This window comes from Shinella sp. OV683, assembly GCF_057787725.1.
Genome location: NZ_CM173543.1, coordinates 2,542,902 through 2,567,431, shown reverse-complemented (window position 1 = coordinate 2,567,431; position 24,530 = coordinate 2,542,902). Strand labels below are relative to the sequence as shown.

21 protein-coding genes and 1 pseudogene are annotated in these 24,530 nt (G+C 57.9%); 12 read left to right on the top strand and 10 right to left on the bottom strand.

Annotated elements, in window-relative coordinates:
* Nucleotides 1-2: 2 nt before the first annotated feature.
* Nucleotides 3-1,817 (bottom strand): AAA family ATPase, encoded by a 1,815-nt coding sequence (locus ACXHRN_RS12275; RefSeq protein WP_488641586.1) that lies wholly within the window; start codon nt 1,815-1,817, stop codon nt 3-5.
* Between the two features lie 293 nt (nt 1,818-2,110).
* A complete protein-coding gene (locus tag ACXHRN_RS12270; RefSeq protein WP_488641585.1) occupies nt 2,111-5,716 on the bottom strand; it encodes a DUF3427 domain-containing protein in 3,606 nt (1,201 codons plus the stop codon).
* Nucleotides 5,717-5,907: 191 nt separating this feature from the next.
* Between ACXHRN_RS12270 and ACXHRN_RS12265 the strand changes: the two genes are divergently transcribed.
* On the top strand, nt 5,908-6,900 hold the full coding sequence (locus tag ACXHRN_RS12265; RefSeq protein ID WP_488641584.1) for an HNH endonuclease signature motif containing protein: 993 nt from the start codon (nt 5,908-5,910) through the stop codon (nt 6,898-6,900).
* Between the two features lie 547 nt (nt 6,901-7,447).
* On the opposite strand, the gene ACXHRN_RS12260 is transcribed toward ACXHRN_RS12265, so the two are convergent.
* From ACXHRN_RS12260 to napE, 6 genes are read right to left on the bottom strand one after another with little or no spacing between them, the layout of a single operon-like run.
* Nucleotides 7,448-8,161 carry a NapC/NirT family cytochrome c gene (locus tag ACXHRN_RS12260; RefSeq protein ID WP_488641583.1) on the bottom strand — a complete coding sequence of 238 codons (714 nt, stop codon included), beginning with the start codon at nt 8,159-8,161 and terminating at the stop codon, nt 7,448-7,450.
* Complete coding sequence (locus tag ACXHRN_RS12255) at nt 8,158-8,664, bottom strand: nitrate reductase cytochrome c-type subunit (RefSeq protein ID WP_488641582.1); 507 nt, start codon at nt 8,662-8,664, stop codon at nt 8,158-8,160. The genes ACXHRN_RS12260 and ACXHRN_RS12255 overlap by 4 nt, the downstream gene beginning before the upstream one ends.
* Nucleotides 8,631-11,138, bottom strand: coding sequence for a periplasmic nitrate reductase subunit alpha (gene napA / locus ACXHRN_RS12250; RefSeq protein WP_488641581.1), 2,508 nt, complete (start codon nt 11,136-11,138; stop codon nt 8,631-8,633). The genes ACXHRN_RS12255 and napA overlap by 34 nt, the downstream gene beginning before the upstream one ends.
* Nucleotides 11,135-11,398, bottom strand: a complete 264-nt coding sequence (locus ACXHRN_RS12245; RefSeq protein ID WP_488641580.1) for a chaperone NapD — start codon at nt 11,396-11,398, stop codon at nt 11,135-11,137. The genes napA and ACXHRN_RS12245 overlap by 4 nt, the downstream gene beginning before the upstream one ends.
* A complete protein-coding gene (locus tag ACXHRN_RS12240; RefSeq protein ID WP_488641579.1) occupies nt 11,391-11,891 on the bottom strand; it encodes a ferredoxin-type protein NapF in 501 nt (166 codons plus the stop codon). The genes ACXHRN_RS12245 and ACXHRN_RS12240 overlap by 8 nt, the downstream gene beginning before the upstream one ends.
* A gap of 6 nt (nt 11,892-11,897) precedes the next feature.
* Nucleotides 11,898-12,074, bottom strand: a complete 177-nt coding sequence (napE, locus tag ACXHRN_RS12235; RefSeq protein WP_488641892.1) for a periplasmic nitrate reductase, NapE protein — start codon at nt 12,072-12,074, stop codon at nt 11,898-11,900.
* 503 nt (nt 12,075-12,577) lie between these two features.
* Here napE and ACXHRN_RS12230 point away from each other — a divergent pair.
* Nucleotides 12,578-12,817, top strand: a complete 240-nt coding sequence (locus ACXHRN_RS12230) for a YMGG-like glycine zipper-containing protein (protein WP_488641578.1) — start codon at nt 12,578-12,580, stop codon at nt 12,815-12,817.
* Nucleotides 12,818-12,828: 11 nt separating this feature from the next.
* A complete protein-coding gene (locus ACXHRN_RS12225) occupies nt 12,829-13,176 on the top strand; it encodes an EF-hand domain-containing protein (RefSeq protein ID WP_488641577.1) in 348 nt (115 codons plus the stop codon).
* A 176-nt stretch (nt 13,177-13,352) separates the two neighbouring features.
* On the opposite strand, the gene ACXHRN_RS12220 is transcribed toward ACXHRN_RS12225, so the two are convergent.
* Nucleotides 13,353-14,648, bottom strand: a complete 1,296-nt coding sequence (locus ACXHRN_RS12220; protein ID WP_488641576.1) for an MFS transporter — start codon at nt 14,646-14,648, stop codon at nt 13,353-13,355.
* 417 nt (nt 14,649-15,065) lie between these two features.
* On the opposite strand from ACXHRN_RS12220, the gene ACXHRN_RS12215 reads away from it, so the two are divergent.
* The 3 genes and pseudogenes from ACXHRN_RS12215 to ACXHRN_RS12205 form a co-directional block, all read left to right on the top strand.
* Nucleotides 15,066-15,194 carry a hypothetical protein gene (locus ACXHRN_RS12215; protein WP_488641575.1) on the top strand — a complete coding sequence of 43 codons (129 nt, stop codon included), beginning with the start codon at nt 15,066-15,068 and terminating at the stop codon, nt 15,192-15,194.
* On the top strand, nt 15,181-15,495 hold the full coding sequence (locus ACXHRN_RS12210) for a hypothetical protein (protein ID WP_488641574.1): 315 nt from the start codon (nt 15,181-15,183) through the stop codon (nt 15,493-15,495). The genes ACXHRN_RS12215 and ACXHRN_RS12210 overlap by 14 nt, the downstream gene beginning before the upstream one ends.
* 22 nt (nt 15,496-15,517) lie before the next feature.
* Nucleotides 15,518-15,727 (top strand): annotated as a pseudogene (locus ACXHRN_RS12205) (Kazal-type serine protease inhibitor family protein); the annotation flags it as partial.
* Between the two features lie 92 nt (nt 15,728-15,819).
* On the opposite strand, the gene ACXHRN_RS12200 reads toward ACXHRN_RS12205, so the two are convergent.
* Nucleotides 15,820-16,182 (bottom strand): hypothetical protein, encoded by a 363-nt coding sequence (locus tag ACXHRN_RS12200; RefSeq protein ID WP_488642044.1) that lies wholly within the window; start codon nt 16,180-16,182, stop codon nt 15,820-15,822.
* Nucleotides 16,183-16,418: 236 nt separating this feature from the next.
* On the opposite strand from ACXHRN_RS12200, the gene ACXHRN_RS12195 reads away from it, so the two are divergent.
* The 6 genes from ACXHRN_RS12195 to ACXHRN_RS12170 all read left to right on the top strand — a co-directional run bounded on the left by ACXHRN_RS12195 (nt 16,419) and on the right by ACXHRN_RS12170 (nt 24,507).
* Nucleotides 16,419-17,849: a basic amino acid/polyamine antiporter gene (locus tag ACXHRN_RS12195; RefSeq protein WP_488641573.1), complete on the top strand. Its 1,431-nt coding sequence runs from the start codon at nt 16,419-16,421 to the stop codon at nt 17,847-17,849.
* Between the two features lie 219 nt (nt 17,850-18,068).
* Nucleotides 18,069-19,502, top strand: a complete 1,434-nt coding sequence (locus ACXHRN_RS12190) for a basic amino acid/polyamine antiporter (protein WP_488641572.1) — start codon at nt 18,069-18,071, stop codon at nt 19,500-19,502.
* A 16-nt stretch (nt 19,503-19,518) separates the two neighbouring features.
* Entirely contained in the window at nt 19,519-20,763 is a 1,245-nt protein-coding gene (locus ACXHRN_RS12185) for an arginine deiminase (protein ID WP_488641571.1), read from the top strand.
* 101 nt (nt 20,764-20,864) lie between these two features.
* Nucleotides 20,865-22,541 carry an alpha/beta hydrolase gene (locus tag ACXHRN_RS12180; RefSeq protein WP_488641570.1) on the top strand — a complete coding sequence of 559 codons (1,677 nt, stop codon included), beginning with the start codon at nt 20,865-20,867 and terminating at the stop codon, nt 22,539-22,541.
* A 211-nt stretch (nt 22,542-22,752) separates the two neighbouring features.
* Entirely contained in the window at nt 22,753-23,247 is a 495-nt protein-coding gene (locus ACXHRN_RS12175) for a DUF1269 domain-containing protein (protein WP_488641569.1), read from the top strand.
* A gap of 222 nt (nt 23,248-23,469) precedes the next feature.
* On the top strand, nt 23,470-24,507 hold the full coding sequence (locus ACXHRN_RS12170) for an AI-2E family transporter (protein ID WP_488641568.1): 1,038 nt from the start codon (nt 23,470-23,472) through the stop codon (nt 24,505-24,507).
* Nucleotides 24,508-24,530: the final 23 nt, after the last annotated feature.

Genomic DNA, 24,530 nt, shown 5'->3' with positions numbered 1-24,530 from the left:
GCTTATGCCGTGTCCAGTTCCAGAGTTGTGACGGGACCCGCAGACAGGGCAGTTATTGAAACCGATCCCTCGGTTTTGCCAGTGTCGAACAACGCGCGGGAGAGCGGGTTCGTTAGATGCGCTTCAACCATATTCCGCACGCCCCGGCCGCCATTCGACAGATCCTTTAGGCATATCGCTTTGAGCGCCTCTTTCGCTTCGACACTTATCGTGACGTTGAATCCCACGCTTCGAGTGCTTTCGAGGACACTTCCTACCATGCTTTCAAAGATGGCCTCAGCGACATCTGGCCTGATAAAGTCGAAAATGATGATATTTTCGCCGATGCGGTTGAGAATTTCAGGCCTGTTCAGCACCAGCTTGAAATGTCGATCGATTTCACTTCGGACCTTTGTTGATACTACATCGTGAGGTTCATCTTCGGAGACACTTTGAACACGTTCGCCGTGGGGGTCGGTTTTGTAGATCCCCAGGTTCGATGTGAACAAGATCACAGCTTCAGAGAAATAGACACGATCACCGCGGCCGGAAGTCAGAACTCCGTCGTCAAGGATCTGCAGGAATTTATCAAGAATGCGTGGGTGCGCCTTTTCGATCTCGTCAAACAGCACGACACTGAACGGTTTTTCCCGAATAGCGTTTGTGAGCTCGCCGCCCGCATCGTAGCCGACATAACCCGGAGGTGCGCCGATCAGGCGTTGGTCGGAGTGTTCTGCCGAGAACTCCGACATGTCGAACCTGATATATGCGGTCTCATCTCCAAAAAGGAGGCTGGTGATTGTCTTGGCGAGTTCAGTCTTGCCTGTACCTGTCGGACCAGCAAGAAACGCGACGCCACGCGGCCGCCCGGTTGTTGCTGACCTCCCGACTCCGGTAACTGCACGCTTGATAATGTCCAGCATATGTACAACGGCATGATTTTGACCCTTCACTCGGGACCGGATGAATTCGCCAGCAGACGCAATCTTGGAGCGGTCTATCTTACGCCAGGGGTCTTCAGTAATGCCGACTTTGTACCGTCTCACGGCGTCGGCGATGTCACTGATCCTAAGATTTTCGTTTCTTCCCAGCTGAGCAATCGAATGCATGTCCGACAGAAGCAGCCCTTCAGTCAGATTTACAAACAAGTCGGCATGCTTGGCCAACTGATCCGGTGTTTCATCATTGATCCCTGGCAACAATCGCAGGAGCGTTGGAGCCAAAACTTTTCGAATTTGGCTGTCGGGTACGGCAATGGGAATGCTCCGAAGTTTCGGGTTATCCACCGTTAGCCAATCGGGGAGGTCCGCCTCCCTGTCTGTGATCCAGATAATGGAATTGTAAAATGGCTTCCGAGCGGCACTCGCGGGACGCGTTGCAGCCGAGTGGGCCAGGATTTGGGCTCTAGTAAAAAACGCGTGCTCGCCGGTGGTGAGGACGTCCGAGCGATTGACGAGCCTTGACGCAAAATCAACGATTAGAACGGCTGGTTCGCCGGTGGACGCGACGAACGGGCCGAGCAGCGAGGTAAGGGCCTCGATGCCCATGCCGGTCGGATTTTCGCTACCAAGGCCATTCCTTGCCATCGCCTCAGCTAGCGTACCCGCTTCGATCGAGCCAGGGATGCTGAATCCGGAAGTTGGTGTGAATAGAATTACGTCGTGATATCCATAAGCCTTCAACTCGGCGTTCAGGCAGAGTGGCAGGGACAAAGGTGCGATGCCACCATTGTCGAGCTGGTAAGCCTGCAGGTCTCGAACGTTACCGAACAATACAAACTGACTTTTTAGCGGCAGATACCTAGCCAGATCGCGCAGCCAACGGGGTTTTGTATTCACTTCAGTACAATCGCTCTCGTTTTTGCGGCAGTGAAGGCTTCAAACTTCTATTGTGCGGCTCACTCCCTAGTCCAGAAGCATGCATCTTCTTGGTTGCAAATGCGAGAGGATTTCACCACTACGCACACTCTTCTGCAGAAGGTCAGGAACGGGACGTCGAAAGGAAAATCAGTACTGCAACTGCAGGAAGTGGGAGTATCGAGCAGATGAAGGCGGTGTGAGCTCTATGAGCCACACCCGTCATGGCCATGTCTACCCGGGCGGCGACCATGTTTCTTCAATGAGCTTTTATCTCACGATTTGAAACTCGACAAAAGCGTTGGCGGGACCGGATCGCGCAGCCGCCACGAAACAGTGATCGGCGTCTCATTTTCCCACGCTTCAAAATCCACTTCTCCGCAATAGATAAATGGACTCGGTTTTGCGCCAATTTTCTTCGTCTTGCGCACCAGCAAGTGGACACTCAATCCAAGACGCCGGTGATCTCGGATCATCTCTCCGTGTTTGGACGCTTGACGAGTCCGGTTTTGGCTTTGCCACGAGAATTCGGTGGCGGAAACAAAGTGATCGCTGTAGCGGTGCTCATCGACCATATCTTCCTTCTGCAAGGTGACCAGCAGAAAAACATGGGGTGGCTTCGGAACAAAACCCGCATTCCATGTAGCTGTATCGAAGGTGAGCCCGAATGCTTGTGGGATTGCTTCACGCGAATACCGTTCCCAGAGCCTGAGACCGGTTTGATTTTGGCTTGAAGCGATAATTGGCTCCAAAAACCATTTGTCGTTATGCGGACGAAGCCGAACACGGTCGCCCTTTCCTTGTAAACCTGCATCGTTCCCAAACCAACCGCGTAGGATCGACGGCAACTGGTTCGCCGTATCCGGTGCGATCCGGACTACATTAATGGCGATCTTGGCGATCGTCGCCTGCATCGACTGGCCATTGATCTCGACATCGAGTGGCCCCTCGGCCAAGGGCCGCGGACCTTGGAGGGTAGGCAGAAACAGGATGGGTTGTCCCCCAGTGTTGCGCGCCACCCGGCAGATGACGTCGCGTAGTTCGAGGCTTGATCCGGTTCGGCTGAGATACTGCGAAAGGCGCCAATCCAGGATTTCACGCAGCAGGTGACCAAACGTCTCGCGATCTGCCGGCACGCGTGCGAGGCGGAACCGATCGCTCTCCAAGACGAAATAGGGCGCGTTGTCGGAGTCACAGAGGTTGGCGAGTAGATCTAGAGGATATCTGAGCAAGAGGTCGCGCAGTTTCTTGCGGTCGTTCACGTCGATGGAGAAATCATCCTGCAGTTTGTGAATGCGGGAGACAAATCGTGTCACTTGGTCCAGAAGCTCGTCCAGCGTACATTCAACCCGGATCATGTCGTCATCGAGCATGGCGAAGAGTACGACCAGCTTATAGCTCCTAGTCAGTTCGGTCTTTTCCATCTCTCGGAAAAAACTCTCATGATCACGCCAGGTCCGCTGTTCCTCCGCATGCAGGCCCTGGACACGGTCTACGAAGCCAAGCCAAGACCTCTCGCTGCTCGATCGTGGATTGATGCCTGCGTGAAATGTCTCAGCAGCGGTTGGACGAATTCCATGGCGCTCGAGAAAATCTCGGTAGAAGCTATCGAGTGCGTTTTCTGTGCTGGTGGGTTTGAGCAGGCTTTGGAGGATGTCGATTGTCGTTAGGTCGTAGGTGACTTCGCAACCAACCGGCAGGCTAATCTGGTCGCCTCTGAGCTTCTCCAGAAATTCACGGAGATGGCCGATCGAGGAGGTGTCATGGTCGGCGATCGAGGCCAGCGCCCGCAGTTTTGTCAGGAAGACGCGGTGGTTGCCGATATAGTCGATGACGACGAGATGATCTTTTCCTGCCGATCGTCGCAGTCCTCGCCCGAGTTGCTGAAGCCAGATGATGGTCGATTCCGTCGGCCGCAGCATTAGCACCGTATCGATGCTCGGAACATCGACACCTTCGTTGAACATGTCCACGGCAAAGACAACTTCGATGTCGCCGGATTGCAGACGTTGCAGTGACGTCGCTCGTGGCGCGGACTTTGCGCCGGAATGGACGGCGACCGATTTTACCCCATTGCGATCGAAGAACTCCGCCATGAAGTCCGCATGCGTCTGGGAACAGCAAAAGCCGATGCACTTGCTTCCACCGCGCGTGCGAAACTGTTCGAGCGCGTTCTGTGCTCGAGATTCGGTCGCCACTGCAGCCGTCAATTCGTTGATGTCGAATTGCGCATTGCGCCAGGGGATGTTGCGGTAGTCGACATCATCAGGCACGCCGAAATAGTGAAACGGGCTCAGATGACCGCCCTCAATGCCTAGATGGATGCCAGCCTGAAAAACAAGGTTTTCCTGACAGAGGCCGAGCAGGTCCGCCCCATCGCTTCTTTCCGGCGTTGCAGTCAGGCCAAGAAGAAACTTCGGCTCGAAATAGTCGATAATCCGTCGGTAGGTGCCGGCCGCCGCGTGATGAAATTCGTCGATGACGATATAGTCGAACGCATCTGGGCGAAAGCCTTTGATGTGGTTGGCTCTGCCGATCGTCTGAACCGAGGCGAATAGGAGATCGGCTTCGACATCCTTGGCATCGCCCGACAGGCGTCCAATGCGTGCTGTAGGCCGAACCCGCCGGAATGTCTCGACGGCCTGATTGAGGATTTCCTCGCGGTGGGCAACGAACAGGATGCGACGGTAGTCGATGCGGTCGCTGTCGAAGGCGGCGAGCCAGGTTTTGCCGAGCCCTGTGGCCAGGACGACCAACCCGGCGGTAAAGCCATCCTGCCTGGTTCGCACAAGAGCTTCTAGCGCCTCGCGCTGAATTGCATGCGGCTCAGGCACGGGTAGGGGAGGCTCATAGGCTACGCCCGCCTCCTGCGGACCGAGCGGGTTTCGACGGAGCTCGTATTGGTCAATCCAATCAGGTGTGACGGCAACAGCGCTATCGCAATCGAATAGGTCTTTGAAACTGTTAGTGATCTCCGGAAATGCAGTGTGATCATGACTCGAAATCACCTTGTAGTTCCACTCGATCGAGGTGGTCAGAGCGGCTTCCGAAAGATTGGAACTGCCGACAAAAGCGACGCCGTCGGTGTCCGACAGGAAGATATAGGTTTTCAGATGAAAGCCCTGCGAACGCGTTTCGTAGACCTTGAAGGATAAATCTCCCTCAAGGTCTGCCAGCTTGCGGAGCGCCGATGGCTCGGTCACGTCCATATAGTCACCGACCAGAATGCGCGCCCGTCCACCTCGCGCCAAGAAGTCCTTTAGATGCTCGACGATCAATCGTGCGCCGCTGTCGAGGAGAAATGCCACCGCGATGTCACAGGCCTGCGATTGATCCATGTGCAGGATGAGGTGGGGTAGAAGATGGTCACTCCCGCCCGTGATGAGGCGCTTCACCTGTTCAGTGCTGCCCGACTCTTGAGCCAGATAGTTAGCCTTGTGCGAAATGACTTGCCTGACGCCGCCTCGAGGATCGGCGACATCGCCGCGGTAGCGTGGAATGACGTGCAGATGGAAATGGAAAACGGTCTGTCCCGCGGCCTCCGCAACGTTGAAGCCCACATTGTAGCCGTCAGGCTCGTGGTTTCGTTCGATCTCGGATTTCGCCCTATCGATGGTCTGCCAGATGGCCAGTTTCTCATTCGCCGAGAGATCGTCCCATGTCGCGGCATGCCTTCGTGGAATGATGAGCAAATGCCCCGGAGACACGGGAAAGGCATCCCACAGCGCGACGACACTATCGTCCATGAAGGCGATGCGGTTCAACTCGGCGGTGCAGAAGGGACATTGAATCATCTGCACACTATGGGCGTCGTCGTCGATGCATCCCAGGTCGGTTGATGAATTGTCCACATTTTGATTCTCGCCGATCCGCAGTTGCATTCGGCACTTTGGCGATCTCCGCGCCATGAAATGTGATGTAAATACGCCACAGTTCGCTCGTAGATGAGCCGCACTTCGCATATGCATTTAGTGACACCGCACCAAAACTTCGGAGCAGCAGGCATTTACCTCCGGTCAATACGACGGCAAGCCTTCACAAATGCCCACCAAGCCGATGAGAGGCGAAGCAGGTGACCTTATTTAACGATGAAAATAACCGTCATGATCAGCTTATTTCGACTTTCGACGAGGAACGGGAGGTAGAATACGATGGTGAGCGCTATGTGGTCCGCGACAACGGCGCGGTCTATCGCCGAAATCAATCCAGACGAAAGGCCCGCCCTCTTGATAACGCGTGGACCTTCGGACGCCAAAGCCGAATGACCGGATACATGTTCCTTGCCGGCGTCCCTGTTCACCGTATCGTTTGCAGTGCCTTTCACGGGGCACCACCGGTCAAGGCCCATATCGTAGACCACAGAGACACTAACCGGGCCAACAACCGTGCTGAGAATCTCCGTTGGCTATCCCGGCTAGAAAACGTCTTGCTCAATCCGATTTCTGCTCGCCGGATCGAGCTTGTCTACGGCTCGATTGAGGCTTTCTTCGAAAATCCTCAAAAGGTCAAAAGCGACTTATCATTCCCGGACGTTTCCTGGATGAGGACAGTTTCAGGGAATGAGGCTGCTGCCACTCGCGAGCGACTGATGAAGTGGGCGAACATCGGTTCGGTCCCAAGCGGTGGTGCGCTTGGCGAATGGTTATATGGCACAGCTGAAAGAGATGACTCGGAACCCGAGCCCGAACAGTTTGAGTCCCTAACGCCATCTGCTGTTCAAGTTCGCTGGCGGGTGAAGACCGAGTTCCCGGCGTGCCCGGAAGTAGCATCAGAGAATGGCTTGGAAGAGTACGCAACGCATTTGGAGTTCGGCGGCGTGTTCTCACGCAACGTGTACACCACGAGCTTGGTCGTTCAGCACGGTATGGCCGACGACGGCCTCGTTGTCCTGACTCGTTTCGCCGGCAATAACATAAAAGATTGGGCGGTTGCACACGTCTCTATCCACGGCGAGTTCTTCTATCATCGCAGCGAGTCAACATTTTTCGGGCTAACGGGCGCGCTTAAGCACTTTTGCGAGCTAACGGGCGAAAGCTACGACGATCCGTTTGACGACCATTGCTGAGGTTCGGCCGGTTGGTGGGCAACGCTTGTGTACCCCTGGGCGCGCGCCGATGGCCTCGTCTGCGGATCGATTGTCCTTAAGCGTGCAGCGCTGCAATCCTCGAGGCAGCGGTGACGACCGCAGTTGGCCCGACCGGCCATGACGTACTGGCAACTTTAACGTGGCGCGACGGGGTAGGGCGTTTCAGCTAATTCCCCAGCTCCGCGTCTCCCAATGAACGAATTGGTCGTGTGCCAGGTAGATGCAGGGTCAATGTATTCTCTGCGAAGAACAGAACCCAGTAGGACTTGCCCCGGCAAATGGTCATCATTCCCGGAAAATCCCGCTTAATCCCACTTAATCCCAGATATCGGCGTCCATTCCCGAACAAATATCTCACGTCCATTGTGTGCGGAGCCATGGCGAAAGGGAGACTTTGGAGATGCCTGCATTACGAACCGACAACTACGGAGGACACGTGTGTCGTTGCTGTGCATGAAGCGGCTTCGGCAACGGCCAACGCTAAGGATGCCGGTACGCGTCTCCATCAGATAGGAGAGCCGTCAAACTAATCACTTAGGATTGTCTCGAGTTTATGTTCTCTGCCGCCGACATACATTGCCAATGCGTGGACCTCAGACCAGCGCAGCGACGACGTATCGGTAACATCGGGCGGCATTTTCCAGCCCGGATCTATGCCCTTCATGTTGGGCAGTTCATGCGCAATGCCCTTGTGGCAATCTATGCAGGTGGCCTTGCCAGACAGCAGATATCTCGTGTGGATGTCGGCTGCCCTCTGCGTCTGTTTGGAGAGATCCATCGCCACAGAAGAGTGGCAATTGCGGCATTCGAGGCTGTCATTGGCCTTCAATCTCGCCCATTCGTGCTGGGCAAGTTCCAAGCGGTGATCAAGGAATTTCTCGCGCGTATCGATGGTGCCGAATATCTTGCCCCAGACTTCTTTCGATGCCTGCATCTTGCGGGCGATCTTGTGTGTCCATTGGTGGGGCACGTGGCAGTCGGGGCAGGTGGCGCGCACGCCCGAGCGATTGGAGAAATGAACGGTTCGCCCGAGTTCCTCGAACACATTATTCCGCATCTCGTGACAGGACGTACAGAAGGCCTCGGTGTTGGTGAGTTCAAGCGCTGTATTGAACGCCCCCCAGAACATCACGCCACCGATAAAGCCGCCAAGCGTGAGGAAGCCGAGCCCGAGCGTGGTCGGTGGCTTTGTCAGAATGCCCCACGCCCATAGGATTGCCGATTTTACCCAGCTGATCATTGTTCGCTTCCAGCCGGTCTGAAGCCGAGTTCGCTCATGTCCTTGAACGTGTTGTCGACCAATGGTTTCGTGTCGGCTTGGGGCACATGGCATGCGGTGCAGAAATAGCGCCTGGGCGACACATCAGCGAGCATCTGGGCACTGCGGGTCATGTAGTGCGTCACGCTGATCATCGGTGCACCCGAGCCTTCCGTCATCTCGCGGCGGTGGCAGGAAAGGCATCGATTGGTATTCACCGTCAGTTGGTAGCCCTCGATCGAGTGTGGAATTATGGGCGGCTGCTCCGGATAGGCGCGCATGATCCGTTGGTCGTTCACGACCCACTTGGGCACAGGCACGGCGGCGCCAGTCGCCATCGAGGGGGTCCGCCCCACCAGCTGCGGCACCGTTGTGAGTGCCACCTGAGCAATCGCGATGGTCGTGACGAACAACAGAACTCCTGCCGCGACCAGCGTCCATTCGGGCCGCCTCAGAGGGAGACGGGAACAATCTTGACCGCGCATTTTTTGTAATCCGTCTGTTTGGAGATGGGATCGGTTGCGTCGAGGGTCACCTTGTTGATCAGCTGGCTGGCATCGAACCAGGGGACGAAGATGACGCCGGGCGGCATGCGGTTGCGGCCGCGGGTTTCCACGCGCGAGCGAATCTCGCCGCGCCGCGAGACGATGCGGACTTCCGCGCCCTGGTTGATGCCGCGCGTGCGCGCGTCTTCGGCATTCATGAAGACACGCGCGCCGGGGAAGGCCCTGAAGAGCTCGGGCACCCGCATTGTCATCGACCCGGAATGCCAGTGCTCCAGCACGCGGCCAGTCACAAGCCAGAAGTCGAACTCCTCGTCGGGCGATTCCGCCGGTGGTTCATACGGAACGGCCAGGATAACCGCCCGGCCGTCCGGTTGGCCATAGAAGTTCACACCTTCCCCGGGTTTCACGAAGGGATCGAAGCCCTCGCGATAGCGCCAGAGTGTCTCTTTGCCGTTGACGACCGGCCAACGCAGCCCCCGGACCTCGTGGTACATGTCAAAGGGCGCGAGGTCGTGGCCATGGCCGCGCCCGAAGGTGGCATATTCCTCGAACAGGCCCTTCTGAATGTAGAAGCCGAACGCCTTGGCCTCGTTGTTGTCGTAGTCCGGACTGGTGTCGCTGAGGGGGAAGCGATCGACCTCGCCGTTGCGGAAGAGCACTTCGTACAGGGTCTTGCCACGATACTGGGGGCTTGCTTCGAGAATGTCGGCGGGCCAGACCTCGTCGGTCGTGAAGCGCTTGGAGAATTCCACGATCTGCCACAGGTCGGACCGCGCCACGCCGGGGGCCTGGACAAGCTGGCGCCAGAGCTGGGTCCGGCGTTCGGCATTGCCGTAGCCCCCCTCCTTCTCCACCCACATGGCGGCCGGCAGGATCAAGTCGGCGCTCATGGCCGTAATCGTCGGATAGGCGTCGGAGACGACGATGAAGTTGTCCGGGTTGCGATAGCCCTGCCAGGTTTCGTTGCTGGTGTTGGGTGCGGCCTGGATATTGTTGTTGACCTGCACCCAGTAGAAATTGAGCTTGCCATCCTTCAGCATGCGATCCTGCTGGACGGCGTGATAGCCCGGCTTGTCGGGGATGATGCCGTTCGGGATGCGCCAGATTTCCTCTGCGTGTGCGCGATGCTTGGGATTGGTGACGGTCATGTCGGCGGGCAGGCGGTGGGCGAAGGTGCCGACCTCGCGCGCGGTGCCGCAGGCGGAGGGCTGCCCCGTCAGCGAGAACGGGCTGTTGCCTGGTTCCGATATCTTCCCGGTCAGAAGGTGCAGGTTGTAGACCATCTGGTTGGCCCAGACGCCGCGCACATGCTGGTTGAAGCCCATCGTCCAGAGCGACATGACCTTGCGCTTCGGATCGGCATAGAGCTCCGCTAGTTGCTCGAGGAATCCGGGATCGACGCCGGTCAATTCAGCCGTCTTTTCAAGCGTATACTCCGAGACGAACGTCTTGAAGGTCTCGAAATCCGACGGCTCCATCTTCGTCGGATCGGCCGAATTGGCGGCCTTAATCTCCATAGGATTGTCCGGCCGCAGGCCATAGCCGATGTCGGTCACGCCAACGGCAAACCGCGTGTGCCGCTGCACGAAGTCCTGGTTCACCCGGCCGGTCTGGATAATGTGGTTGGCGATATAGTTGAGAATCGCCAGATCCGTCCCCGGCTTGAAGATGATCGGAATGTCCGCAAGATCCATGCTGCGGTGGGTAAAGGTCGAGAGAACCGCCACCTTCACATGCTCGTGACCCAATCGCCTGTCGGCCACCCGGGTCCAGAGGATCGGGTGCATCTCGGCCATGTTCGAGCCCCACAGCACGAAGGCGTCGGCATGCTCGAAGTCGTCGTAAACGCCCATCGGCTCATCCATGCCGAACGTGCGCATGAAGGCGTACGCCGCCGAAGCCATGCAATGACGGGCATTGGGATCGAGGTTGTTTGACCGGAAACCGGCCCGCATCAATTTGGTGGCGGCATAACCTTCGAAGATCGTCCACTGGCCGGAGCCGAACATGCCAATAGCAGTCGGTCCCTTTTCCTTGAGCACCCTTTTGCACTGCTCCGCCATGACGTCGAAGGCCTCGTCCCAGCTTACCGGTTCGAATTCGCCATCCTTGGTATAGACGCCGTTGCGCTTTCTGAGAAGCGGGGTTGTCAGTCGGTCCTTGCCGTACATGATCTTGGACAGGAAGTAGCCCTTGACGCAGTTGAGGCCGCGGTTGACCTCCGCCTCCATATCGCCATGCGAGGCGACGACTTGACCTGCCTTGACGCCGACCATGACGCCGCAGCCCGTTCCGCAGAAGCGGCACGGCGCTTTCGACCACTTGATTTCGACGGCCTCGACGCCACCCGCGATCGATTGGGCGGCGGCCGGCAGTGCGATCCCGGCCGTGGACGCGGCGACCGCGGCAGCATGAGCCTTGAGCAATTGGCGGCGTGTCAACTCAATGGTCATGGCATTTCCTCCTGCGGTATTGCCTGTTCGAAAACCATGTTGGCGGAGAGAACACCCTCCATCGCCGAGATCTCGATCAACCTATCGCCTAACAAACTCAACCGATCTCCCTCGATCACCACGACGATCTTGCTGCCGCCGGTGGCGTGAACCTCCACCCCAGGCAAGAGATCAATCGTCGCAGCCACGGCTGCCGCTCGGTCCGGAAAGGCCACGACGATCGCGCTTGAGACATGCCAGAATTCCCGGACGTCAGACATGCTCCGCCTCCCTTGACATGGGTGACAGCGCAATCGCCTGGGCGGGACAGACGGAGAGACACGCGCCGCATCCGGTGCAGCGATCGGTCTCGAGTACGGGTTGGAAGGGCATGCCGCGCGACGGTACGAAACGGATCGCTGACTCCGGGCAGGTGTCTCTGCAGGACTGGCAGTCCACGGCGTTCAGGGCCAGGCAAAAATCCTGGATGCTGGCGATATGGTCGAAGCGGATCGCATGGGCCGTGACGAATACGGCCTCGGGACATCGGGCGCTGCATTCGCCGCAGAAGGTGCAATCGCCGCGCGAGAAATCGACAGTCGGGAGGCCGCCATCCATCACGATAATCTTCTGAGGACAGTGTTCGGCGCATTCGCCGCAGCCCGAGCATTTTAAAATGCTCTCAGCCGTTGTTCCAGGCGGTAAGACTCTTTGTGGTCGGGCATGGCCCAAGCCGAACAGAAAACGACGTCTCGTTTCGACCGAACCAAGCATGGAGGTCTACCCTCCATGCGGGCCAGGCGGCCCGTTGAGAATTTGGTAGAACCATACTAGAAAACCGTACCCGCCCACGACGCCGACTGCCACGATCGGCCAAATACCAAATGCGAGCACGAAAAAGGTCGCCAACTCGCGGAGCCGGCGCTTACGGAAGTCGATCGGCCTATGCGCTACGATCTTATCTTCCACATCATCCTCCCAGATGTGCAACCGAAAGCTAGCACCACCTGTATGGCGCGTAAAGGCTGAATCGCAAGCGAGTACAGAAGATGTCATTGCGATACGACAGAGGCTCTCGTTACGAACAAGCCAAGTCCCAGGCAGTTTTGAAATCGAAACCGCTTCAATCACGACTGGCATGAAAGCGTGCAGTCTTGAGCTGAAAAGCTACCGGCTTGACTTCGCGTTAGGCTAGAAGTATTTCTACCGGCAGCAGATCTGCCATTGCCGCAAAAAAGCGCCAATGTCCGGGTGGAGTGGGTGATTCTCTCGTTGAACCAGCCGCTGTCGAAAGAGATGGAGATGGCGATTTTGCCGCTCAGGTTGATATGCTTCCGTGCACTTGGTGGAACAAACAGTTAATTGCATCTCGCACAGCCTTTTGGTTGTGTGATGTTGCACATGGTTGTGACCCACAGTGGCCCGTTCGGCTGACAACGCATCTCATAGGAGTCTAAGCCATGAGAAATCGCATCGTTCCTATTGGTATTCTTCTGGTGGCCATGGTGAGCGGCTGTCAATCATCCTCTCCCTCGAGCCGGAGGCACCATGAGGCGGGCTGTCTGGTGGGCAGTATTTCCGGAGCGGTTGTCGGAGGTTTGATCGGCAGCACGATTGGTGGAGGTGCGGGCCGCACCATAGCGACGGCTGCAGGGATCGGTCTCGGTACCGCCGCCGGCAACAGGCTAAGCTGCAATTAAGGAGAAGGGTTATGTCGATCAAATTGCTGTTTGCAGGCGCACTGCTCGCCTTTGCCGGAGCGGCCAACGCTCAGGAGCACCCGATTACCCAGGGTCAGCTCGATTTTATTGACAAAAGCGGTGATGGCAACGTTAGCCGAACCGAGTACATTCAATACATGCAGAACGCATTTCACTATTTAGATGCCAATGGCAACGGCGCCTTAACCAGGGCCGAGATCGCTGGATTGCTGAGCGAATCCCAGTTCGATCAAACCGACACCAATGGAAACGGCACGATCAGCGAAGCGGAGTTGTTGAATCGAGCCAATGCGGACTACACCGCTGCCGACAAGGACGGCTCGGGTTCACTGAATTGACATCGTGCGATACGCAACGCTTTCCAATTTAGCAATGCGCATGTCCGGTTCGACTGGCACTATGGCAGGGCAACAGGGCCAGCGGCCACTTGCCCCCCGTTTGACGAAGGGTCTCTCCGCTCTTCGACGATCAAGGCGCCATTGCTCAAACATGGGCTTCAGGTCGTTCGGGCATTTCAATGATCCGCAGGCCAAACATCACCATGGCTCGCATCAGAAATAGCAGTGTTCGGTCTCCCAAGCTTGTCATCTTCTCCGCGCTCTTCTGATTGACCCGACACGGCGACCGCAGGGTCGTCGACGGGCCAAACCAGGGCAGCCAACAAGAGGGCAAATCCCGCGATACCCGACAGTACCACGAAGGTAAGCGGTAAACCGAATCTCACTCCCAGCCATCCCGCCAGAAGATACGCAACCAGCCAACAGGCATGGGACAGTGCGAACTGAGCAGCGTAAACCGCAGGCTTGTCTTCCGGTCGCACAGATCTTCGCAAAAGCCTGCTCGACGGGGTTTGCACGATAGAATATCCAATGCCGAGCAGAAACCACAGCGTAAGCAGGGAGATGTAAGAAGAAATCCACGATCCCTCCAAAAGCCCCAACGCCAGCAGCAATGTGCCGCTCAGCATGGCAAAGCGGTCGGAGATCATCTCAAGCAGATCGGGCAAGACAATTGACGCCAGGATCGAGCCGCCGCCGAAGGCCGCTAGAGCCAGCGCCACAGAGCTTTCTGTCATACCCAGATCAGCTTGCACCATCACCACTGTGTTATCCATTACCATCGCCCCCGCTGCCGCTACGGCGATGTTCAGCGCGAACAATCCCCGCAAGCGCGGCGTCACCATGAAGATACGGCACCCCAAGGTTATTCGGTCATAGATGCCGCGATGTCGCAGGGGGCGCGGATTTGGCAAGGCGACGGATGCCACCAAGCTGGCCGAAACGAGAAACCCAATGACTGTGCTCACAAACAAACTGTTGGAGCTGACCACGCTCAACAAAGCCGCTGCCAATATGGGACTGATAATGATGTCAAGTTCGTAGGCCGACCGGGAAAGCGAGAGCGCGCGCGTATAATCCCGTTCGTCATGCAATATTATCGGGATCGTCGCCTGAAAAATCGGTGTGAAAGCGGCTGACGCTGACTGGAGCACGAAAATCAGAAAATAGATTTGCCAGATTTCGTTTACGAAAGGCAAGGCCAGCACTGCCAAGGCACGCACCAGATCAAGGCTGACGAGCATAAAGCGTCGTGGCAATCGCTCGACAAAGGCTGCGGCAATCGGAGCGATCGCAATATAGGCGATCATCTTGATGGCAAAGGCTGTTCCAAGGACCTCGCCCGCGCTCGCTCCCGCTATGTCGTAGGTCAGCAATCCCAACGCCACCGTAGCCAGACCTGTACCGAGGAGGGCGATGATTTGGGCCAGGAAGAGGTGGCGGTATGTTCGGTCCCCCAAAACGGAAAACATTGGCGATCCTCATGCTGGACTCAAGATCTGTATCTACAGCCATCAACCCAGACTGGGATGTTTCCGGAAGGGACGAACGATTGCTCATTGAATGGAGCCCCATCGGAGGGTCGGGCGACCAATCGTTCAACCTATTGAGATACTTGCAACACCTGCGGGCGAAGTATAGCCGCGAGCGATCAGCGTCGCTATCGTCTTGCAATCTTCCACGCTGAAATACACGTCAGGCATAGTCCTGGGATTTTTTGCTGATTGCGAGGCTGTCGTACACCCTGCCATGGCTAGGCCGTGAGCTATTCGTCCGCTTCCCACAAAGAGACACAGAGCACAGCTGCAGGACTCTCAGCTAGTTTCTTCTCGGGAGTGGGAAGATAGACTGGTTGAGTGCAATAGCTCGGCATATGCTTGGGGGCGTTTATGTGCAATCTCATCGACATCGTGTCCCCCACCGAAGCCAAGGCCAAAGAAGCACGCAACAAGCTTTTCGGCCTGCAGAAGAAATATCTCGTCAGGCCTGGCAGGTCTAGCGGTCATGTCTGGGCTTGAGAGTGGCATACTGCTGGTCATCGAATTCCTTTGCGGCTCCGCTGCGGCAATTGCGCTTGGCCGCCAAGTCCGCAGTTACAGCCTAGGCAGGGTGGTCGATGGTCTGATCGGCGGCATAGGCGGCCTACTTTTTGTATGGCCTTCGCCGCGCATTCCGGGTGTCGCGCGCTTCATGGGCCACCTCGCGGACGGCCTGACGCCGACTATGTTGATTGGAGCCGGAATAGCGGGGCTGCTGGGAGGCCTTATCCTGATGGCGCTGGTCGGTTTCGCCAGCGCACTCATACGGGGTCGGCGATAACGCCGGAAGTGGGAGCGACGCAATGACAACCCGCGCATATCAGTTCTTCGTCATCATTCTTACGCTGGCAACGCTGGGCGCCTGCACGGTCGCAGTGGAACAACCCTCACGTCCGGTGCGCCCGCAGGCCTGCACGCGCGAATTCGCCCCGGTTTGTGCCCGACGCGGCAACCAGCAGCGGACCTTCGATAACGCCTGCTCGGCGCGGTCGTCGGGGTTCCAGGTCGTGCACCGCGGCCAGTGCAATGCGAGTGTCTGGCCGCCTGCCGGCCGACCGGCGGCCTGTACACGCGAATTCGCCCCGGTCTGTGCCCGGCGCGGTAATCAGCAGCGAAACTTCAACAACGCCTGCTTGGCGCGGTCGTCGGGGTTCCAGGTCGTGCGCCGCGGCCAGTGCAATGCGAGTGTCTGGCCGCCTGCCGGCCGACCGGCGGCCTGCACACGCGAATTCGCCCCTGTCTGTGCCCGACGCGGCAGCCAGCAGCGAAACTTCAACAACGCCTGCTTGGCGCGATCGTCGGGGTTCCAGGTTGTGCGCCGCGGCCAGTGCAATGCAAGTGTCTGGCAGCCTGCCGGCCGACCGGCGGCCTGCACGCGCGAATTCGCTCCGGTCTGTGCCCGGCGCGGCAACCAGCGGCAGAACTTCAATAACGCCTGCTTGGCGCGTTCCAGAGGGTTCAGCCCCATTCATCGGGGGCGCTGCGGATGACCACTAGCCCCACTAGGAGTCGCTGAAATCAAGGCCCAACTGGGCCTTGTTGCAAAGGACGCGAGCGGGTGGGGAACGGGAACGCGGTTGGTGCTTCGAGGTCGAAATAGACTAGAAGCACTGTTTTGGGATTCCAAGCCGATTACGGCCCCCGCCGGGCAAGACTAAAGTGGCAACCGAAAAACACGACAACTCCGCCAAGAGCGCGTAACAAATGGCCTCGGATTCAAACCCGCATTTTTCTGTTTGGACACTGATGGCGATGGTCGTGGGCTCGATGGTCGGGGCCGGGATCTTTTCACTCCCTCAGGCCTTTGGGCGGGCAACCGGACCATTCGGTGCACTGATCGCCTGGACAATCGCCGGCACCGGTATGCTGATGCTGGCCTTCGTGTTTCAGACACTGTCTCGACGAAAGCCGGAGCTTGATACCGGCATATACGCTTATGCAAAAGCCGGGTTCGGCAGCTATCTCGGATTTCTGTCAGCGCTTGGCTACTGGGCGGCTGCCTTGCTCGGCAACGTTTCGTATTTCATCCTGATCGCGTCGACACTCGGCCTGTTTTTTCCCGTCTTCGGCGCCGGCAACACTGTTACGGCGATCCTTTGCTCATCGGTCCTTCTCTGGATCTTTCACGCCCTCATCTTGCGCGGGGTGAAGGGTGCGGCTGCACTCAACACCATCGTGACTTTCGCCAAGATCATTCCCATTCTGCTATTTATCGTTTTTGTTGCCTTGGGGTTTCAGGCCGACGTTTTCGCCGCAAATTTCTGGGGCGGCGAGGAGGTGACCTTCAGAAATGTTGCAGGCCAGGTCCGCGCCACGATGTTGGTGACGGTCTTTGTCTTTGTCGGGATCGAAGGGGCGAGCGTTTATTCCCGTTATGCGCGAAACCGCCACGATGTCGGCGTTGCGACGCTCGTGGGCTTTCTTGGCGTGTTGTGCCTGCTGGCTCTAGTGACGATCCTGTCTTATGGCATCCTGTTGCGCCCCGATCTTGCGGCCCTGCGCAACCCGTCCATGGCCGGCGTTCTTGAAGCCGTGGTCGGACACTGGGGAGCAGTCTTTGTCAGCGTCGGTTTGATGATTTCGGTTCTGGGCGCCTACCTAGCGTGGGTTCTGCTCGCCGCCGAAATTCTATTTTCCGCCTCAAAGTACGAAACCATGCCGCGGTTCCTGTCGTACGAGAACAAAAACGGTGTGCCGTCCAACGCCCTGTGGCTCACCAATATCGTCGTCCAGACTTTTTTGATCCTGACACTGTTTACACAATACGCATTTAGGCTTGCGCTTGAGCTCACGAGCTCGATGATCCTCGTTCCCTATCTCCTCGTTGCCGCCTATGGATTTAAACTCGCCCGGTCAGGTGAAACCTACGACAGGGATCCGTCTCACCGCGGGACAGATCTGGTGCGCGCCGGTATTGCCTTGATATATACGGCGGGGCTGATCTACGCAGCCGGAGCGAAACACCTGCTCCTTTCGGCTGTGATCTATGGCCCCGGCTCAATTCTCTTCATCATCGCGCGCCTCGAAGGCGGCAAGGGGCTGTTCTCGCCACGAGAAATGGTCATTTTCGCCCTGGCGGTCCTTGGCGCCGCGGTTGGCATCTATGGCATCGCCACAGGTCTCCTTGCAATCTAGCCGCCCACGAAAGCGCTTTGGCGCTCGTGGGCGCATCGCGGTGTTTCATTTTGGGGCAATTGTTCGTTGTTTCGAACGTTGCCGTGAAAATCGGGACGCGAGGAATGGTGCTGGGATTCTAAGCTGATCCCTAAGCGAGCCCAACAACACTATACTTTCAAATGAGGACACGCAGCGGTCTGCGCGCGGGGACACTGACAAAGTTTTGTAGAGGGCACCATGGCTTCAGACTCTACTCAAAAATTCTCACTATTTGCGTTGACGGGGATGGTCGTCGGTTCGATGGTCGGCGCGGGCATATTCAACCTGCCCGGTCGGTTCGGCGCGGCGACGGGGCCATTCGGCGCCATGATCGCCTGGGCGATCGCGGGAACCGGCATGTACATGCTGGCCCGCGTGTTTCAAGCGCTTGCCGAGCGAAAGCCGGATATCGACTCGGGCGTGTTTGCCTATGCCAAGGCCGGCTTCGGCAACTATATGGGCTTCCTGTCGGCCTTCGGCTACTGGCTCGGCAGCTGCCTTGGCAACGTCTTCTACTGGGTGCTGATCGGCTCAACGCTGGGGCGCTTTTTCCCTGCCGTCTTCGGCGACGGAAGCAGCGCCACGGCCATCATCGTATCGCTGATCGGTATCTGGGCATTTCATTTCATGATCCTGCGCGGTGTCGAGCAGGCGGCATTCATCAACACCGTCGTCACCGTCGCCAAGATCGTGCCGATCCTGGTCTTCATCCTGGTGCTGATCTTCGCCTTCCACTACGGCCAGTTCGCCGAAAACTTCTTCGGCGGCGTGGACATGCCGGAAAAGCCGTTGGTCGCGCAGGTGCGTGACACCATGCTGATCACCGTGTTCGTGTTCCTCGGGATCGAAGGGGCGAGTGTCTACTCGCGCTTTGCCAAACAGCGCTCGGATGTCGGCACCGCCACGATCCTGGGCTTTGTTGGCGTCACCGGTTTGATGGTGGCGGTCACCTTGCTGCCTTACGCGGCGATGCCCCGATCGGCGATCGCAGCCGTACAGCAACCTTCGCTCGCCGGCGTTCTCGAGGCGGTCGTCGGTCATTGGGGCGCCGTCTTCATCTCCATCGGCGTCCTCGTCTCGGTCCTGGGTGCCTACCTCGCCTGGTCGCTGATTTGCGCCGAGGTCCTGTTTGCTGCGGCCAAGTCGGCGGATATGCCAAGAATGTTCGCCGCACAAAACGGCAACAGGGTGCCCGCCAATGCGCTATGGCTGACCAATATCGTCGTATCGCTATTCGTCATTTCGACTTACTGGTCGCAGGACGCGTTCAACGTCATGCTCGACATGACCAGCGTTACGGCCCTTTTGCCCTACCTGCTTGTCGCGGGTTACGGCGTCCTGCTCGCCCGCAGCGGCGAAGGCTATGAAGCCGCCCCCGGCAAACGCGGCCGCGACCAGCTCTTTTCCTGGATAGCGGTCATCTACACGCTCATCATGTTCCTCGCCGCCGGGCTCAAATACGTGCTGCTCGTGGCCGTGCTGTTCGTGCCGGGCACCATTCTCTACGTTTGGGCGCGGCGCGAGCAGAACGCGCAGATGTTCACGTCCGTCGAACTCATCGTTTTGGCCGTCACGGTGATCGCCGGCCTGATCGGCGCCTACGGCCTCATGACGGGCACCATCACACCTTGACAGGGGGAGAAGACCCATGACCCAGGACATCACATTTGGCGTTCATTCCGAAGTCGGCCAGTTGCGCAAGGTCATGGTCTGCGCGCCGGGCCGGGCCCACCAGCGCCTGACACCCTCCAACTGCGACGACCTGCTGTTTGACGACGTGCTGTGGGTCGACAATGCCAAGCGCGACCACTTCGACTTCATGACCAAGATGCGCGACCGCGGCGTCGATGTCGTTGAGATGCACAACCTGCTCGCCCAGACGGTTGCCCTTCCGGAGGCAAAGAAGTGGATCCTCGACAACCAGATCCACCCCAACCAGATCGGGCTTGGCCTGCTCAACGAAGTCCGCTCCTATCTCGAAGGCCTGTCCAACCGCGATCTTGCCGAAACGCTGATCGGCGGGCTGTCGACCCAGGAATTCCCGGAAAGCATCGGCGGCGAGCAACTGGCGCTCATTCGCGACGCGGCGGGCGTCAACGAATACCTGTTGCCGCCATTGCCCAACACGCTTTACACCCGCGACACCACCTGCTGGATCTATGGCGGCGTGACGTTGAACTCGCTCTATTGGCCGGCCCGGCACGAGGAGACCATTCTCACCACGTCGATCTACAAGTTCCATCCCGATTTCGCCGGCAAGGTCAATGTCTGGTGGGGTGATCCGACCCAGGACTGGGGCCTCGCGACCTTCGAAGGCGGCGACGTCATGCCGATCGGCAAGGGAAATGTCCTGATCGGGATGAGCGAGCGCACCTCGCGCCAGGCCATCAGCCAGGTCGCCGCGGCGCTGTTCGAAAAGGGCGCGGCCGAACGCGTCATCGTTGCCGCCATGCCGAAGCTGCGCGCCGCCATGCATCTCGACACCGTCTTTACCTTCGCCGACCGCGACTGCGTGCTGCTCTATCCCGACATCGTCAATGGCATCGAGGCCTTCTCCTACCGCCCGGACGGCAGGGGCGGCGTCGAACTGCACAAGGACAAGGGCAGCTTCGTGGAAACGGTTCGCGATTCCCTCGGGCTGAAGAAGATGCGGGTCGTCGAGACCGGCGGCAACGACTACATGCGCGAGCGCACACAGTGGGACAGCGGCGCCAACCTCGTCTGCGCTTCTCCCGGCGTTGTCTACGCCTACGACCGCAACACCTACACCAATACCCTGCTTCGCAAGGAGGGCATCGAGGTGATCACCATCACCGGTGCAGAACTCGGCCGTGGTCGCGGCGGCGGCCATTGCATGACCTGCCCGATCGCCCGCGATGCCGTGGACTACTGAGGCGAGAGCCCGCCGTCGGCGCCGGGCAAAGGGCGACTATTGCCCGACGAGGCGTGTTTTGGCAGGATAAGGTTGGAAGTGCGCCCTGGGCGGGGGAATTGTTGCAAGCAAAAATCGCAGTATTTGTGGCATCCTTTTCATTTGTCGGCTTGATTGTCGGCGTTCTGTTTTTTGCCGCATCCTTGACTCCCAGTTTGATGCCTCGAACCTATCTGGTTCAGGACGTTCTTTCGGGGGGCTGTGCCGCGCTCGGCTATGGCTGCGGTATACTGTTAGTTTGGCTTTGGCACTATCTGGAACTGCCGTTGCTGCGCGCACGAGCCAGGACGATAGCGGCCATTATTGCCGTCGGTGTCAGCGTTGCGGTGGCAGGTGTGTTCCTTTGGCGGAGCGCGGAATGGCAAAACTCCGTTCGAGATCTGATGGGCCTCGCCCCTGTGCAAGGCGGTGATTTGATCAAGCTCGCCGGGGTCGCTTTCGCGACTTTCGCAGTGCTCGTTTTTCTTGGACGTCTCTTCAGGCTGACCGTCCTGTTCCTCTCCGGTCTGTTTTCACGCATTCTTCCAAGACGAGTCGCCAACGTCGTCGGTGGAGTGCTTGCCCTCGGCTTGTTTTGGTCGATCGCAGAGGGTTTGCTTTTCAGAACCGCGTTGCGGATAGTCGACACGTCGTTCCAGGAACTCGATGCCTTGATCGAAGACGATCGACCGATGCCAATGGACTCCGAAAAGGCCGGCAGCGCAGCATCATTGATTGCCTGGAGCAATCTCGGCAGACAAGGCCGGCGGTTCATTTCTTCGGGCCCGACCGGAGCGGAAATTGGAGAATTCTTCCAGGCACCCGCCCGCAATCCCGTTCGCGTTTATGTCGGGCTCAACACGGCGGATTCGGTTGAGGAGAGAGCTCGCCTCGCTTTGGCTGAGCTGAAGCGCGACGGCGCATTCGAGCGGTCCATTCTGATCGTCGTTGTGCCGACGGGGACCGGCTGGATCGATCCTGCGGCATTGGACACCGTCGAATATCTCCACAAGGGCGACATTGCGAGCGTTGCTCTTCAGTATTCCTACCTGAGCAGCTGGCTGTCGCTGCTGGTCGAGCCGTCATACGGCGCGGAAGCCGGACAAGCCCTCTTCCGTGAAGTCTATCGCTATTGGACCACGCTCCCTCGTAATCATCGTCCAAAACTGTACCTGCACGGACTGAGCCTCGGTGCCATGAATTCGGAACTGTCGGCGGATATCTACGATATCGTCGCGGACCCTTTTCAGGGTGCACTCTGGAGCGGGCCGCCCTTTCAGAGCCGCACCTGGAAATCGGTGACCGCCAACCGCAACCCGGGATCGCCTGCCTGGTTGCCGCAATTCCGTGACGGCTCCATCATCCGCTTCACCAACCAGAATAACGCGCTGGATATACCGAATGCGACTTGGGGACCGATCCGGATCGTCTACCTGCAATATGCAAGCGATGCGGTAACATTTTTCGATTTCTCCTCGCTCTATCGGGAGCCTGACTGGATGAAGACGCCACGCGGTCCGGACGTCTCCCCGGAGCTGCGCTGGTTCCCGGTCGTCACGATGGTGCAATTGCTGCTGGACATGGCAACCGCGACAACATCGCCGATCGGCTATGGGCATGTTTATGCGCCACAACACTATATCGATGGCTGGATCGCAGTCACTGATCCGCAGGGCATCCAACCGACAGATGTCCTGCGCCTCAAGACCTTTTTCGCAGACAAGGTCCGAAGTGAACCCGAGCAGCCCGGAGGCGGCTAAAGACCTTGAGAGCGGCTTAGTCGTGGGCCAGCAAGTAGCGATGGCAGGGGCCCGGAACGGGGGCAGGTCCTCGAATGCCTTGAACGTTGCACAAAAAGGGACGCCGTGCATCGTGCTGGGATTCTCTGCCAATTTCCTCGTTGCGCCGACGCGATATGATTTGAAGTGACTTTCGTCACCCAGGTCCAGCGTTCACAACCGGGAGTCTGCTATGTCTACCCTCATCGCCATCGTTTATCCCACGGAAGCCAAGGCCGAAGAGGTGCGCCGCCGCCTCCTCGAGCTACAGAAGGAATATTTGATAACGCTCGGTGACGCAGTCATTGCGACCAAGACCGACGCGGGCCAAGTGAAGCTAAATCAGCTTGTCAGCACGACGGCGACTGGAGCGATATCCGGTAGTTTCTGGGGGCTTCTGGTCGGTATGATCTTTCTCAATCCGCTCATTGGTGCGGCGATAGGCGCAGCTTCGGGGGCAATTTCCGGCGCACTGACCGATGTTGGAATCAACGATGCTTTCATGAAAGACCTGTCGGGCAGCCTTGAGCCAGGAAATGCAGCACTATTCGTGCTGGTGCGGGAAATGACCGCGGATAAGATCCTCAAGGAAATAGCCGGCTTCGGCGGTGTAGTGCTGAAAACCTCTCTGGATGAAACCAAGGAGCAGGTCCTGCGTGACGCACTGCAAAAAGCGTCAGCAACATAGTCGTTTGTCGGCCATATTTCCTTGGGCGTGAGTGGCGCAACTGCCATTGCTCTGGTCGGCGTTGGCGTCGCCGACTTTGTGGATTTCTTCTGGTCATCCTTGTTCGGCTGGCGCGAAAAAACGGCGCGGCATTGGAGTAGCCGAATAATCCAACCTACCGCCCGGCCTAAGCAGTGATCGCACTGCCCTTTTTCCTGTTGGCGAGCCGAGAGAGAGCTTCACATGGCAATACAAAGTGAAAGCCAGCCAATTGGTCCTGTCGCGACTGGCATTCTTGTTCTTGCTCTCCTCCATTTCGCTCAGGCGATCTTTGTCCCGCTCGCTTTCTCTCTGTTTCTCATAGCTCTGGTCTATCCAATCCAATCCACGCTGCAGCAGCGACTTCCACGGCTCGTCGCGCTGCTTTTCACCGTTATGGTAACGATGGCGGTTATCGTGGCGATTGGCTCTTCGGTCGCTTGGGGTTTCAGCAAACTTGGCCAATGGCTGTTTGCCAATACGGGCCGATTTCAGCTGATCTATACGAGCTGGACAGACTGGCTGGAAGGACACGGCATAGCAGTTGCCGGCGCGGTCACCGACCGTTTCGATGTGAATTGGCTATTCCGCTTCACACAGGGGATCGCCGGACGAGTCAACAACTTCGCCGGCTTCGCACTGCTTGTCCTCGTCTTGACCATGCTCGGTCTGCTTGAAGTCGACGATTTCAACAAGAGGCTCGACAGTCCGGCTGCTCAGCCGCGCGGAGCCCAGATTTTGCTTGCCAACCGCGAAATCGGCATCAAATTGCGCCGCTTCATGATCGTGCGCACATTCGCCAGCGTGCTGACGGGCTTTGTCGTCTGGATGTTCGCACTTGCCGCCGGACTCGAGCTTGCCGCCGCGTGGGGCGCAATCGCCTTCACGCTCAATTACATCCCGTTTTTGGGGCCGTTTGTCGCAACGGTGTTGCCAACCTTGTTCGCCATTGGCCAGTTCGAGTCCTTGCCCATGGCTGTCGGGGTCTTCGTGGGACTCAATCTAATCCAGTTCATCATCGGCAGTTATCTCGAACCCTGGTTGATCGGAACCTCTCTTTCGATATCGCCTTTCGCCGTCATTTTTGCTGTCTTCTTTTGGAGTTTCATGTGGGGTGTTCCAGGCGCCTTCATCGGCGTGCCCCTATTGATCGCCTTCATTGTCTATTGTTCACGTGGTCAATCCAGCAGGTGGATTGCGGTTTTGGCTTCGGGGAAGGCGAGCGACGTAGCAGGGGAGTAACGTCGTGCCGGTCAGCGGAATGC